Annotated in this window: 12 protein-coding genes and 1 pseudogene; 1 reads left to right on the top strand and 12 read right to left on the bottom strand. The window is 41.3% G+C overall.

The annotated features are described in order from the left end of the window. Window positions 1-72: 72 nt before the first annotated feature. Both FZ945_RS00155 and FZ945_RS00150 read right to left on the bottom strand, forming a co-directional pair. Window positions 73-327, bottom strand: a pseudogene (locus FZ945_RS00155) (phosphatidylserine decarboxylase); the annotation flags it as partial. Window positions 328-384: 57 nt separating this feature from the next. Beyond that, window positions 385-1,656 carry an anthranilate synthase component I family protein gene (locus FZ945_RS00150; protein WP_148801654.1) on the bottom strand — a complete coding sequence of 424 codons (1,272 nt, stop codon included), beginning with the start codon at window positions 1,654-1,656 and terminating at the stop codon, window positions 385-387. A 144-nt stretch (window positions 1,657-1,800) separates the two neighbouring features. Here FZ945_RS00150 and FZ945_RS00145 point away from each other — a divergent pair, with 144 nt between their 5' ends. Next, window positions 1,801-2,541: a sulfite exporter TauE/SafE family protein gene (locus tag FZ945_RS00145; protein WP_103598330.1), complete on the top strand. Its 741-nt coding sequence runs from the start codon at window positions 1,801-1,803 to the stop codon at window positions 2,539-2,541. Window positions 2,542-2,568: 27 nt separating this feature from the next. Here the strand turns inward: FZ945_RS00145 and FZ945_RS00140 are convergent, their stop codons facing one another. The 10 genes from FZ945_RS00140 to fliF all read right to left on the bottom strand — a co-directional run bounded on the left by FZ945_RS00140 (window position 2,569) and on the right by fliF (window position 14,428). Beyond that, a complete protein-coding gene (locus FZ945_RS00140; RefSeq protein WP_148801652.1) occupies window positions 2,569-4,029 on the bottom strand; it encodes a methyltransferase regulatory domain-containing protein in 1,461 nt (486 codons plus the stop codon). Beyond that, window positions 4,029-5,108: a phosphoserine transaminase gene (serC, locus tag FZ945_RS00135; RefSeq protein WP_148801650.1), complete on the bottom strand. Its 1,080-nt coding sequence runs from the start codon at window positions 5,106-5,108 to the stop codon at window positions 4,029-4,031. The genes FZ945_RS00140 and serC overlap by 1 nt, the downstream gene beginning before the upstream one ends. Before the next feature lie 2 nt (window positions 5,109-5,110). Beyond that, on the bottom strand, window positions 5,111-6,277 hold the full coding sequence (gene xseA / locus FZ945_RS00130) for an exodeoxyribonuclease VII large subunit (protein ID WP_148801648.1): 1,167 nt from the start codon (window positions 6,275-6,277) through the stop codon (window positions 5,111-5,113). Beyond that, window positions 6,270-6,992 (bottom strand): bifunctional demethylmenaquinone methyltransferase/2-methoxy-6-polyprenyl-1,4-benzoquinol methylase UbiE, encoded by a 723-nt coding sequence (gene ubiE, locus FZ945_RS00125; RefSeq protein WP_148801646.1) that lies wholly within the window; start codon window positions 6,990-6,992, stop codon window positions 6,270-6,272. Before ubiE ends, xseA begins: the two co-directional genes overlap by 8 nt. Window positions 6,993-7,005: 13 nt before the next feature. After that, complete coding sequence (locus tag FZ945_RS00120; protein ID WP_262367118.1) at window positions 7,006-8,412, bottom strand: CYTH and CHAD domain-containing protein; 1,407 nt, start codon at window positions 8,410-8,412, stop codon at window positions 7,006-7,008. Between the two features lie 135 nt (window positions 8,413-8,547). Then, the gene (locus FZ945_RS00115; RefSeq protein WP_148801644.1) at window positions 8,548-8,958 is read right to left on the bottom strand and encodes a Fur family transcriptional regulator; all 411 of its coding nucleotides are present in this window, start codon (window positions 8,956-8,958) and stop codon (window positions 8,548-8,550) included. A gap of 71 nt (window positions 8,959-9,029) precedes the next feature. Further along, entirely contained in the window at window positions 9,030-10,856 is a 1,827-nt protein-coding gene (dxs, locus tag FZ945_RS00110) for a 1-deoxy-D-xylulose-5-phosphate synthase (RefSeq protein ID WP_148801642.1), read from the bottom strand. After that, window positions 10,849-11,703, bottom strand: a complete 855-nt coding sequence (fliH, locus tag FZ945_RS00105) for a flagellar assembly protein FliH (protein ID WP_148801641.1) — start codon at window positions 11,701-11,703, stop codon at window positions 10,849-10,851. Before fliH ends, dxs begins: the two co-directional genes overlap by 8 nt. Next, window positions 11,700-12,731, bottom strand: coding sequence for a flagellar motor switch protein FliG (gene fliG / locus FZ945_RS00100; protein WP_021087878.1), 1,032 nt, complete (start codon window positions 12,729-12,731; stop codon window positions 11,700-11,702). Before fliG ends, fliH begins: the two co-directional genes overlap by 4 nt. Next, window positions 12,731-14,428 carry a flagellar basal-body MS-ring/collar protein FliF gene (gene fliF, locus FZ945_RS00095; RefSeq protein ID WP_148801639.1) on the bottom strand — a complete coding sequence of 566 codons (1,698 nt, stop codon included), beginning with the start codon at window positions 14,426-14,428 and terminating at the stop codon, window positions 12,731-12,733. The genes fliG and fliF overlap by 1 nt, the downstream gene beginning before the upstream one ends. Window positions 14,429-14,432: the final 4 nt, after the last annotated feature.

Genomic DNA, 14,432 nt, shown 5'->3' with positions numbered 1-14,432 from the left:
CAAAACAACATAGGTAAAAATAGAAATTTAACTAGCCTGTAAATTTTGCATCAGGCTAGCTTTGGACCAAATTTACTCTTTTATCCTGCCGATAGCTTCAGCAAATTTAAGCTCTTTGTTTTCAAAGAGGTTGTACTCGATTGCATCTTTTTCGCTAAGTATGACGATAGTTGAGCCAAGCTCGAAATTTCCAAGACGCTCACCCTTTTTGATATGTAAATTTTCATACTCATAAATTTGCGTAAAATTTGCCATCGCATTTGTTTGGATGCGTTCATCAAAGCAAAATTTCATCTTACCAACGTTTAGCGCACCAACGAAAAATAGGATCGTTAGGGCCAGGATCAAATTTTGCCCTGGCATGAAAGCTCCTACTTTGTAAATTTAAACCTCTTTTGCGCTATTTTTAAAGACATTTACCACGCTGGCTCGTTTGTGGCAAATTTCAGCATACTCTTTTTCACTTTTTGAGTCATAGACTATGCCAGCTCCAGCTCCGACAAAGACGTCGCTAAAGCCGTTTTTAGCTGGCACAAAGATGGCTGAGCGGATGAGGATCGCCACTTGTGCGTCGCCGTTAAAATGCAAAAATCCAATGCCCCCGCCATAGATATTTCGCTCAAAAATTTCAAGCTCATTGATTATCTGCATCGCTCTGATCTTTGGCGCACCACTTAGCGTACCAGCCGGGAAGATGCTAGCTAGCACGTCAAAAAGATTAAGCTCCCTAGCGCACTTGCCATAGACATCGCTAACGATGTGCATCACTTTTTCAAATTTCTGGATATGCATCGCATTTTTCACGACCACGCTCTTTGGCTCTGAAACCCTGCCGATGTCATTTCTTGCAAGATCGATTAGCATCTTGTGTTCAGCGAGCTCCTTTTCGTCACTTAAAAGCTCATTTTCAAGCGCCAAGTCAGCATTTGCATCGCCTCCTCTTGGTCTTGTGCCAGCGATTGGTGCTACAAAAATTTGCTCACTTTTCATCTCAAAAACAAGCTCAGGTGATGAGCCGACCACATCGCCATAAGGCGTAGGAAAATGAAACATATATGGGCTTGGATTTGCGTTAGCTAGCTTTTTGTAAAAGTCCAAGCTGCTCATATTCGTTGAAATTTCAAGCAGCTCACCAAGCACCACCTGAAAGACGTCGCCGCTTCTTATGTATTCTTTTGCAACTTCAACCATATCTTCAAAGTGTTTCTTCTCGCTACTAAGGTCAGTTTTTATGCTAAATTCACACTCTTTTTCGCCCTTATACTCAGCCTTTAAATTTAACAAAAAGTCATAATATCTCTCTTTATCTCCATAAAAAGTGTAAATTTTACTCATCTTATCAAAGTGCAGATATGCTTTAGCATCGGCGTAGATAAATTTTGGAAATTCATATTTTTTAGTTTTCTCTTCGCCTATATACTCGAAATATCTCACGCCATCATAAGCAAAAACGCCAAAAAGCCCAGCAAAAGGTGCGAGTGATCTGTTACGATTGGTATCAAAGTAGCTTCTAAGTCCGTAAAAGTCCATATCTTTTTCATCGATATATTCGCAGTCAATGCCGATTATCGTCTGCGTCTTATCTTCAGCAAGGTAGCTATTTTTAAATTTCTCTCTGATCGCTTCATAATAAAAAAGTGGTTGTTCTAAGAGCATATTTTTCCTTTTAAATTTTTCTTGATTATAAAAAATTTTCGCTTTTACTTTTTAGAATTTTGGCTAAATTTTTAAATTTACGCCTTTTTTACTATTTTTTTAAGAGCCCCTTGGCTAAAATTTGCACCAGTCAAGGGAGAAAAAATGCTTTTTGTAGAACTTTTTATATTAGGTATCGGCGTTGGTTACATCGCTGGTTTTTTTGGCATCGGTGGCGGCACGGTCGTCGTTCCTATAATGGTCGCCTTCGGATACGACGTGAAAACTGCCATTGGCATAAGCGTCATGCAGATGATCTTTAGTGCGACATTTGGCTCGTATCTAAACTACAAAGCTGGACTTTTAAAGCTAAACCGCGGCGTATTTTTGGGGCTTGGAGGCTTGGTTGGAGCTAGCTTTAGCGGTATCATCGTATCGCACGCGCCTGCACTCTTACTTGAGTCTATGCTTCTAGCAACTTTTGTCTTCTCACTTATAAAGCTATACTTTTCGCCAAACAGCGACGGCTCAAATGCAAACAATTCGCTCTTTTTGCTATTTTTAGTTGGCGTTTTTGTTGGCGTTTTTGCCATTAGTATCGGTATCGGCGGAGGCGTCTTTATCGCGCCGATCTTGGTAGGCTTTTTGCGTTATGAGCTGAAAAAAGCGGTCTCAATGGGCGTGTTTTTCGTTATGTTTGCGGCCATTGCGGGCTTCATCTCACTCTCGCTAAATGGCCATATCTCATACGCTGAGGGCGCATTTTTAGGCCTTGGCTCGCTAATAGGCGCATACTTTGGCACCAAAAAGACGCAAAATACCGACAAAAAAACACTTAAAAAATGGTTTTTGGTCTTTTACATAGCGATGATATGTTTGATATTAAAAGATATGTTTTTTGAGTAAGAGCATGGCTAAATTGCCACGCTCTTTTTAAATTTCTTCAAAAAAGTAAGCTTCGCTTAGTTTAAAAGCAAGCTCTTTTAGCTCATCTTCGCTTAAATTTACGCCCTTTGCGATCTCTTTAAAGCCAGCTTTGCCGTCAAATTTCAATGCAGCTTTGATCTCTTCAACGCTTAAACTAAGCTTACCGTTTAGCTCATTTGCCAAAGAAATAACTGGCAAACTAGCCTCCAAAAAATACCCTAGATACGCTGCTGCTCTAGGCTTTAGCCTAGTTTTTTTAGGCTCATAATCAAGCGCAATAAGCTTTGATGATGAAATTTTAGTGTTTTGATCATTTAAAATTTCAAGTAGCCCCATAAATGCTTCGCTCTCACTCTCACCAAGTGCAGCCTTTACTTCGCTTAAATTTAGACTTTGCGGATAGGCTTTGCTTAAAATTTCTTGCGTTTTTGTCCTTGGCTGTTCGCTAAAATAGGCAAAATTTAGGCTATTTAGCTCACTCTCGCCAAGCACCGCGTCAAAATCATCAGCGCCTTCAAGCCTTTCTTTGTGCGCGATGAGGCTTTTTCTAAAGGATCTATTAAACAAAAAGTCGTTTAGCTGCTCTTTTTTGATGCGAGTGTTGTAGCTTTGCTCGATGTGCGCGTCAAAGCGGTAGATCCCAGTCGAGCTTGCAAAGATATCGTTTAGTGAGGCATCTATGACGTAGCAAAGTCCGTGTTTATCGATGTGCCTAGCAAATTTATTAAAGTAAGTTGGCTCGTTACTCGCCTCCAAAAAGTCGTGCAAAATGTAATAATCACTCCCCTTTGCGATGATGCCTTGCAAGAAATTTAGCTGCGTCAAAAGTAGCTTCATACTATCTTTATAGACGACGTCGCTTTGGTTTTGCAGGCTAAATTTCAAATAATCCTGCAAGAAATTTAACTCTTCTTTGACGTGAGGAAGTGAGTCTTTATCGCCCCTATTTGCGCTCGCAAAAAGCATGAAATCTCTTAAGATATCAAGGCTCTTCCAGCCTGGGTAGGTATTATAAGAGACGTAGGCGATGCCATCTTTGCTAAGTAGCGCCTTTATCGTTGCAAGTAGCGCGTCTCTTACGTTTGGGCTCACCCAGCTATAAACGCCGTGAGCGATGATGTAGTCAAACTCGCCAAACTCTTTGATATCGTGCTCATTCATGTGTAAAAAGTCACGCTCAAGAAGTGTGAAATTTTTTAAATTCATCTTCTTTGCGATCTTGTTGCCCTCTTCTACTTGGTGGCTTGAGATGTCGATGCCAACGACCTTTGCCTCTTTGTGCGAGACGGCAAATGGCAAGATATTGCCACCGTATGATGAACCAAGCTCAAACACTCTAGCGTCTTTTAAATTTGCCGCCTTTAAGCCTAAAAATTTAGCGACCGCCTCTATCCTAACGGGTGAGCAGTCGCTAAATGCAGCCGAGAAATAAGGAATTTCATCGTAAGCTTTTTTTGCCTTGTTCATCAGCCGTGCTTTCTGGCAAATTCTCTCATAAACTCGCCAAGTTTCTCAACGTCGCTTTGGCTAACGGCGTTGTAGATAGAGGCTCTTATGCCCCCAAGATGTCTGTGACCTTTTAGTCCAAGCATGCCCTCTTTTAGCGCCTCTTCGACGAAAACTGGCTCAAGCGCATGATCTTTTGGTATCGTAAAGCTCACGTTCATATCTGACCTGCTTGATTTTTTGGCATGTCCCACGTAAAAGCCATTTGAGCTATCGATGATATTATAAAGCGTGCTTGCTTTTTTGGCGTTTATCTTCTCAACCTCGGCAAGTCCGCCAAGATCTAGAAGGTGCTGCATGGTTAAATTTAAAAGATAAATTCCAAAAGTTGGCGGTGTGTTGTAAAGTGAGTTTGCCTCTACGTGCGTTTTGTAGCGTAAAAACATAGGGACGTTTTGGCTGCTCACGCGATCAACTAGGTCTTTTCTTAAAATGACGATAGTCACGCCACTTGGGCCTGCATTTTTCTGAGCGCCACCATAAAGCAAGCCGATACTGCTAAAATCAAGCGGTCTAGCAAAAAAGTCGCTCGAAGCATCGACAACTAGGGGCGATTTGGTCTTTGGCATAGATTTATACTGCGTGCCATAAATAGTGTTGTTTGAGCAGATGTAGGCGTAGTCAGCGTCATCGCTAAATTTAAACTCAGGGATGTAAGAGAAATTTTCATCCTCGCTGCTTGCGATGACATCTACATTTACGCCAAACACTTTTGCCTCTTTGATCGCTTTGTTTGTCCAAACGCCGGTGTTTGCGTACTGCGCCTTGCCACCTTGATATAAATTCATCGGTATCATGCTAAATTGCAAGTGCGCGCCACCTTGCAAAAATAAAATTTCATACTCATCGCCGATGCCATAAAGCTTTCTTATCTTATCCATCGCGCCAAAGTGGATCTCCTCAAAGGTCTTACTTCTGTGGCTGATCTCCATGATCGAGTAGCCCTCGCCTCTATAGTCGGTAAATTCGGCCTTTGCGTGCTCTAAAACGTCTAGTGGTATCGCGCTTGGGCCTGCGCTAAAGTTGATTTTTCTACTCATTTTTACTCCTTGATAATTGCTTTTTTATGTGTATTTTGCGAGATAAGCTCGATCTCATCATCTATTTTTAAATCCCTAAGATCAGCTCTCTTGCCATCTTTTCTAACCTCGATAAGCCCCTTCGTGCTCTCAAAAAAGAGCCCCCTCATCTCGTAGGCTTTCTCCAAAGAGCCAAGGGTTGAGCCAAGAACTAAAATTTTCCTTGAAACAGCGTTAGTTAGGGCATTTTGCTTGTTTGCTACCTCGCTAAATTTTAGCTCGATCCTAGCTTTTAGAGCATTTGATGAAAATTTAGAAAGTAGTAAATTTAATAAATTTTGCTTCTTTGTGATCTTTAAATTTAAAGCGCTATCAAGATCGTCGCTAAGCCTATCAAGATACTGGAAAAACGCCTCTTCATCAGGCAGTAGATCAAGCATAGCTGCACTTGGCGTAAGCGACCTGCGGTCTGCTACAAAGTCACTTATGACGTAGTCAATCTCGTGGCCGATAGCACTTATGACTGGCGTTTTGGTAGCGTAAATTTCACGTGCTAGACCCTCGTCGTTAAAGCACCAAAGATCCTCTTTGCTGCCGCCTCCTCTAGCTAAAACGATCACATCAACGCCGTATTTATCGGCTCTGCGTAAGGCTTTTATAAGCGAGCTTGGGGCACTTTCACCCTGAGTTAGCGCATCAAATATATAAATTTCACTTAGCCTCCAGCGACTTCTTACCACCTTTAGCATGTCTTGAAGCGCGGCTGAAGTGGCGCTTGTGACAAGGGCTATTTTCTTAGGTAAATTTGGTATCTCTTTTTTTGCACCGATGTCAAAAAGCCCCTCGTTTTCGAGCTTTTCTTTAAGCTGCCTAAACGCAAGCTCAAGCTCACCCTCGCCATCAGGCAGCATCGCACTAGCCACTAGCTGATACGACCCACTTGGCGAATAAATGGTCACTTTGCCATAAATTTTGACCTTTAGTCCCTCTTTTGGCAAGAATTTCACCTTTTGGTTATTCATGCGATACATCACAGCTGAGATGCTTGACTTTTCGTCCTTTAGCGTGAAGTACCAGTGCCCAGAGGCGTGCTTTGTAAGGCGCGAAATTTCGCCACTTACCTCGACATAATCAAGTGTCGATTCAAGCAGCGCCTTTGCTTTTTCGTTTAGCTCAGATACGCTAAGCATTGATCTCTTTGACCTTTTTAGCGATAAATAGCGTTGAGATATCCATGCTAAAGCCCTTGCAAAGCTCTATCTCAAAGCCGGCATCAACTAGCTCATCGCAAAAGCTCTTTGCGTCCAAGAAATTTTCTATCGAGCTTGGCAGATACTCGTATGCCTCTTTGTTTTTTGAGATAAAGCCGCCTATGCTTGGCAAAATTTTACTTAGATAAAAATCTCTTAGCGCAGTTATTAAGCCTTTTTTCTGGCGCTTTGTAAATTCAAGCACGACAACGTAGCCATCTGGGGCAAGCACTCTATTAAATTCTCTAAGCGCAGCCTTTCGCTCGACCACGTTTCTGATGCCGTAGCTTATGCTTAAAATTTGAGCCTCGCCACTTGTAAGCGTTGTATTATCAGCGTAGGCTTCTATAAATTTAAAATTTGGAAATTTCGCCCTCGCCTCTTTTAGCATGCCACTTGATGGGTCGATGCCAGTTAGGCTTTTCACCTCTACGCCAAATTCTTTTGAAATTTCACTCCAAAGCCCCATCATATCGCCAGTGCCGCAAGCCACATCCACGATATTTATGCTTTTATTTTTAAAAATTTCTAGCATATACCTGCAGGCAAATTTCCTCCAGCTCACATCCACGCCAAGGCTTAGCACCCTGTTTGCGACGTCATACGTAGGAGCGATCTGGTTAAACATATCAACTATTTTTTCTTGTTTTTGCATAAATTTTAGACCTTTATATGTAGTAAATTTTTAAATTTCGCGAGATCTTGCGAGTTGCTTTTATAAATTTAAGCCGCTTTTTTAGTATCTCTTCTCTAGTTTTGTAAATTTGTTTGTAAATTTTACTCTCTAGCTTTTCCTTGCCAGCAGCCTCTGGCAAACGCTCTAAGATGCCAAGCCAGACGTCGTAGTCTTGAAGCGCACCAAAGATCTCTTGCATATCTTTTAGCCGCTCTTCATACTTTTTAAGCCCGTCAAAATAAAAAATCTCACTCAAAAACTCGTAGGTATATCTCACCTTTTTAAGCTCGATCCTGATCTTGTGAAAGCTCTCATTTGGGCAGTCTTGATCTAGGCTTTTTAGCCTTTTTTGAGCTAATACCATAAGCGTTCTTAGCTTAAACGAGCCAAGGCGTGAAAGGCTTACATCAAAGAGCCTTGATCTATAAAACTCGCCCTCGTTTAAAAATATCTCCCACTCTTTTAAAAATGCGTAGTTTTCCTCGTCACTAAGGTAGCTTTTAACGTTTTCGTATTCTAAATTTAAAGCCTTTTGCACAAAGTAAATTAGCTCATTTGCGTGCTTTTGCTCGCTTAAAAAGCCTAAAAATATGTCTAAGTCTCGCTTTTTATTGGTTGAATTTGCCAAAATTTTAAAATTCTCTCCAAAAAAGAGCGTCACTTTCTCATCAAAAACTCCGTTAAAAATTTTAAGTAACGACCTAACTTTTCTTAAATTTACGCGTAAGCTATGTAAAATTTCTTCATCGTGATCTTGCAAATAGTCGCTCTTTAGCCTCTTTATATCTTTATATATGCTTAAAAACAAAGCTCTAAGTGCCTCGCCACTTTTTAAATTCGCAGTAAAATTTGGCGAAATTTCTTTGTTTTTAAAGACATTGTAGACTCTTTTGTAGTCGATTTGTTCATTTTCGTTTGCGTGAATAGCTAGAAATTTGTTTTTATATCTTTTATCGCAGGTGACATCAGCTTGGCAAAACTGCTCCAAAAAAGCTGGCAATTTAAAATAGACAGCCTCGTTTTCATCACTAAATTCGATCTCAAATGTGCAAAGTCCGTTTAAGTCATCTTTAAAGATATCGATATTGCAGGGATTATTATTTAGTCTAAAGATATATCTATCTTTTGTGATTACGCGTCCGATACGGTTTTTTAGAGCCTTTTTAAACTCCGCCTTTTCACAAAATTCCTCATTTTCTTCTCTTATAAGATCTTTGCCAACCTTGATCGTTTTTATAAATTTACCCTCTTCACTTCTGAAGCGGATCTCTTCATTTTGCGTGATCTTGGTGTAAAACTGAGAAATTTCAAGGTGCTTAAAAACTACTCCAGCATCTTTTAGAAAATCTAGAATTTGAGAATTTTTGAGTAAAAATTTACGCTCTATCTCCAAACCCACATTTTTCTCCGAAATTTTTTGCTTATTTTAGCAAGTTAGTGCTTAAAATAATGAGAAAAATGCTAATTTCAGGCTTGTTTGAAGTGTTTTATGAAGAAAAAAATTTATGTTGCATAATGCAACATAAATTTTGCCTTATCGGCAGTGTTTACAGCTTTTTACGCTAGCAACGATATTTAGGCGCTCGATGATGTTACAGATCTTTTTTTCAAGCGCCTCTTGGTATTTGCCAAGCTCTGAGTCATCATAGCTCATATCCTCGACGCTACCGCAGTTTTCGCAAACCACGTGGATGTGCGGATGCTCGTAAATGTCGTATCTCGCCTTTTGATTGACGATATTTACTTCAACCACTAGACCCTCGTCTTTTAGAGTGTTTAGGTTTTTATAGACAGTTGCGAGCGAAACTGATGGATTTTCTTTCAAAATTTCATCATAAAGCTCATCGATCGTTGGATGTGTGTGACGATCAAGAATTCTCAAAACGCTAAGACGCTGCGGCGTTACTTTAAGCCCAGACTGTTTTAGCAACGATACATATTGCATAATTTTCCCCTATACAAATTTTTGCTTTATGCTAGCAAAAGTAATATTAAACGTTTCTTTATTAAATGATATTAATTATTCTCTAGTAATTTTTGGGTAATTTGTTCAGCGCTTATGCCAAGGCTCTTTTCAACCTCTGCTGTCGAGCCATGCTGGATAAATTTATCACCATACTCAAAGCTAACAACGCTTACATTTGATATGCCATTTTCTTGTAAAAACGCACTTACGATCTCGCCAACACCGCCTTTTTTAGTGCTATCACTAAAGATATACCACTTTTTAGTGCGTTTTGCAAGATCCAGCAAAAGCTCACTATCAAGTGGTTTTACAAAGACTAGATCAACAAGGATAGCTTCGAGCTTGCCAGCTAGTAAATTTCTAACCAAATTTGCTCTGCCAACGCCGTTACCATAGCCTAAAAACGCGATGTCACTCTTTGCGTCAGCCAAAATTTCACCCTTGCCAAACTCAAGTGGCTTAGCTTTAAACTCATCTCTTAAGATAAACGCCCCACGCGGATATCTAAACGCGCTAACACCCTTGTAAGAGTAGGCAAATTCCATAACATTTTTCATACTCTCTTCGCACCTTGGAGCAAAAAGAACCATGTTTGGCACAGCGTTTAAAAAGCTAATGTCAAAAGCACCTTGATGCGTTTCGCCGTCTTCGCCCACGATGCCCGCTCTATCCATCGCAAATGTGATGTTTAAATTTAGTATAGAAGCATCGTGGATGACCTGATCGTAGGCCCTTTGCATAAAGGTCGAGTATATCGCAACAAATGGCTTAAAGCCCTCTTTTGCCATGGCTGACATCGAGGTGACTGCGTGCTGCTCGGCTATCGCCACGTCCCAAAAGCGGTCTGGAAACTCATGTATGAGCGCGTCCATGCCAGTGCCTGTTGGCATCGCAGCCGTTACACCAACGATATCGCTGTGCTCTCTTGCCATCTTTAAAAGATGCTCGCTAAAGATCGCCGTGGCTGACTTGTTTGACTGTCTTTTGATAAATTCGCCACTTTTTAGATCAAACGGCCCAACTCCATGCCAATTTTCATAGTAACCCTCGGCAAATTCATACCCTTTACCCTTTAGCGTCTGCACGTGCACGATGACTGGCTTTTTCATATTTTTGGCTGTTTCAAATGTGCTAAGAAGCGCTGAAAGGTCGTGCCCATCGACTGGGCCTATATACTCAAGTCCAAGCTCTTCAAAAAACATGCCAGGAGTGATGAGTCTGATGCCCTCCTCCATGCGTCTAGCCATGTAGGCTGCGGAGTCTGGCATGTAGCTTAAAAAGCGCTCAACCCTGCCTTTAAATTTTTGATAAAACTGCCCTGCCATCATCTGGCTTAGATATTTGCTAAGCGCGCCTATTGGCTTACTTATGCTCATCTCATTGTCGTTTAGGATGATGACGCAAGGATATTTTCTATCCCCCAGCTCATTTAGTGCCTCGTACGCCATGCCGCCACTTAGCGAGCCATCGCCTATGACAGCTACTGGCAAGCGCTCTTCATTTTTTAGCCTGATCGCCTTTGCAGCGCCAACTGCAAGCGAAATAGACGTTGAGCTATGGCCTGCTACAAAATAGTCAAATTTGCTCTCGCTTGGCTTTGTGTAGCCGCTGATGCCGTTAAATTTCCTAAGCGTGTCAAAGCTATCCCAGCGCCCAGTTAGTAGCTTATGCGCGTAGCTTTGGTGGCTCACGTCAAAGATAAACGGATCTTTTGTAACGTCAAAAATTTTATGCATCGCAACGATGATCTCGACTGCGCCGATATTTGAGCTAAGATGACCACCATTTTTGCTAACGGTGGATAGAATTTTATCTCTGATGTCGTGGCAAAGCGCGTTTAGCTCATCGACATTTAGGCTTTTAACGTCTTTATTCATTATTTACCAGCATTTTTAGCTTTTCAAGCCTTGTTTGCATCGTCGCATCTATGTTTCCGCCCTCGCTTATTATCACCACGCCACCCTTGCTTATGGCATCATCAGCGCTTACTTTTACGCGTTCGTTTTTACTAAACTGCTCTTTTAGATAGTCGCTATCTTCTGGATTAACGCGAATTTCTATATTTTTTACGTCGCTTAGCTCTTTTATAAGCGAATTTGCTAGGTGATGAGCGATCTGGCTAGAAGCCGTTGAGACCTCTTTTTCTATCACTTCTTTTGCGATCTTTATCGCAGTTTGGCCAAGCTCGTCTTCGCTCTTTTTCAAAAACTCATCAAATTTAGCGTACTGCTCATCTAACTTTGCAGCTGAAGCGTTAAATTTAGCCTCAAGCTCTTTTATCTTTGCCTCGTTTGCGGCGTTTGTTTGAGCGATGCCTTCGTTTTTGCCATCCTCTTTTGCACGGGCAATCTCAGCTTCAAGACGCTTTGCAAATTCGCTCTCTTGATTTTCTATTTGCATTTGAAGCTTGATGATATTGCTGCTTAGCTCATCTGTCTTTTTAAGCAGCTCCTCGACAAAACTTGAGTCAAATCCAGGCTGGTGAGCTGGCTGAGGCTGAGAGCCAAAATGGCTTTGCATGCTTGGCTGCATTTGGTGAACTGGCTGACTTTGCGGCGCAAAATTTTCACCGCCTTGCTCCAAGCTTTGATCAGCCAACTCTGTGCTTATGTTTTCATTTACCAAAACATCTTGAGCCCTCTCGGTGGTCCCAAGCACCTTAAATCTATAATTTTCTATAAAGTGAGCCGGTGAGGTCTCACTTGTTATTACGCTACTTTTCATTCTATCATCTCATCTGCTTCGCCAACTTGGAAGACACCTTGATCAGCTAGACCTTGAACGACCTCAACGATGCGTCTTTGCGCCTCTTCAACGTCTTTTACACGCACAGCGCCAAGGTATTGCATCTCCTCTTTGAATGCTTCGGCTGCACGCTGAGACATATTTGATAAAAATTTATCCTTAATGCCATCACTAGCTCCTTTAAATGCGATCATAAGATCTTTTTTATCGACATTTTTGAGAATTTCTCTAATTGCAGTTGCATTAAGGTTGATAATATCTTCAAATGTAAACATAAGCTCTTTAATCGTTGTAGCAAGCTTATCATCGCTTTGTTCGATGCGCTCAATGGTGCTTTTGCTAGCTTTTTGGCCAAGTCTGTTAAGCACTTCTGCCACGGCTCTTGGGCCACCAACCTCAACCTTGTAAGATGTGAGACTTTCAAGTTTGCCCTCAAGCACAGTTGAGACACGCTTGATGACTGATGGGCTGATCTCGCCAAGGTTTGCCATCCTGATCACGACCTCGCTTCTTAGCTCATCTGAGAAGAAGCTTAGTGTCTCGGCGGCACTTGTTGAGTCCATGTGGGCTAGGATTAGCGCGATAGTTTGAGGGTGCTCTTTTACGATGAAGTCTGCGAGTTGTTGTGGCTTTATCTTATCAAGATAGCCAAAGCTCTTTGAGTTTTCCATGCTTTTAGCAAGCTTATCTAAAATTTTCTGAGCAGCTTCTGGACCAAATGTGCGGTATAAAATTTCTTTTGCATACTCTAAGCCACCGCTTCTCATATATTGATTTGACTGCATGAGAGCGTAGAATTCTTCCAAGATAGCGCCTGCTACTTGCTTGTCTATATTTTTTGAAGTCGCTATGTAGCCCGAAATTTCAGTGATGATATCAACATCCATATGAGAAAACATAAGAGCTGTCGCCTCTTCGCCAAGCTGGATTAGTAAAATAGCGATCTTTTCTGGCATTGAAAGATCGTCATATATTATCTTTTGCTTATCGGTTAGTTTTATAGACATCAAATTTCCTTACGCATGTTAAAGTCACTATCGTTTTTAATCATATCTTGGAGTAAATTTGAAATTTCCTCGCTTCGTTCAGTGACTATCGTCTTCATCTTTTCAAGAAGGACGTCGTATTTTAGCTCGTCTTCGTTAAATTCACCGCTAAGACCAAGCTGCTCCTCGACCTTCTTGCGAGCGGCTTTAAATTTCTCGAGCGTATCTTCAGCATCCATCTCGATATCTTCAAGATCGTCCTGGGCTTGCTCCTCTTCTTCTTTCGTCTCTTCAAGCATCTTTTGCATAAATGGCACGATGACTTTTTTGTAGAAGATGTAGAGTAGCAGCGCCGCAAAGATGTATTTTAGTAGTGGCAAGAAAGGCATCACGTAGTTATTCATAAAGCCATCCATCTTCTCGCCAGTGCTGACATCTTTGCCAGTTTTAAACTCGAAGTTATCCAAGCTCACCTCATCGCCTCTATTTTGATTGTAGCCGATTGATTGCTTGATTAAATTTGTGATTGATTCTCTTTGCTCTTTGGTAAGCGGGGCAAATTCAAGCTCGCCAGTTGGCTTGCCATCTTTGTCCTTTTTGCTCTGATAAAGTCCGTCTATAACGACAGCTGCGCTTACTCTGTTTATGCTAGCAAACTGCCCTTTGACATTTGTCACTTTCTTTGAAATTTCGTAGTTCGTCTGCTGCGAGCTTTTGTTGTACTGCTCTTTTAAAGTGCTGTCATCTAGTCCTTGAACTGGACCTATGTTACTAACCGCACCTGGGACGCCGCCCACTTCATTTGGAGATGAGCCTTGGCGTTTTTCCTCGATATTACTCTCGCTTCTAACGACGTTATTTGGGTCATAGACTTCGCTTTTTGTATCTTTTTTGTCAAAGTCAAAGTCGATATTTACCTTTGCTACGACCTTATCTGCCCCACCTACGATAGGAGCTAGGACATTTACTATCTTTTGCTCGTAATTATTTTCAAACTCGCGCTTATAGCGGATCTGCTGAGCTATGGCATCACTATCAAACTCACCGTCTTCATCGCCAAGTGCAACACCGTCTTGATTTACTATCTTTACATTTTCGGTGCTTAAATTTGTAACAGAGGCAGCAACTAGGTTTTTAATGCCAAAAATTTGCTTCGCATTTAAACTAACGCCTGGCTTTAGCTCAACTACGATAGAAGCGGTCGGAAGTGCTTGTCTTTCAGTGAAAACGCTCTCTTTTGGTATGGCTATTCTTACGGTTGCTTTTTGGATAGACGAGAGGCTCTCGATCGTTCTAGCCAGCTCGCCCTCAAGCGCTCTTTGAAATTTAACCCTTTGCTCGGCATCAGTAGCTCCAAATTCTTGCTTGTCAAAAATTTCAAAGCCGATCTTGCTCTCTTTTGGTATGCCAAGCGTTGCAACCGCGATACGCTCTTTATACACATCGCTTGTTGGCACAAGGATAGTGCCTTCATTTGCTAGTTTATACTTTATGCCATCTTTATTTAGCTGATCGACTATTAAGGCTGAGTCGCTTGGGCTGATGTTTTCGAAAAGGACGCTATATCCTGCAAAGCTATCACTTTTACTTTTGTAAAGCGTTAAAAATACCAAAAAAGCCACTACTAAGACGATCGAGCTGCCTGCAACGATCTTTTGTTTTAGTGAAAGCTTTTGATAAATTTGACTTATTTGATGAAGTAATGCCTTAAAATCCATATCC

The organism is Campylobacter concisus, from assembly GCF_902460535.1.
Lineage (GTDB): Bacteria > Campylobacterota > Campylobacteria > Campylobacterales > Campylobacteraceae > Campylobacter_A > Campylobacter_A concisus_AS.
Note: the sequence above shows the minus strand (reverse complement) of the source record. Positions and strands in the feature narration are given on the sequence as shown.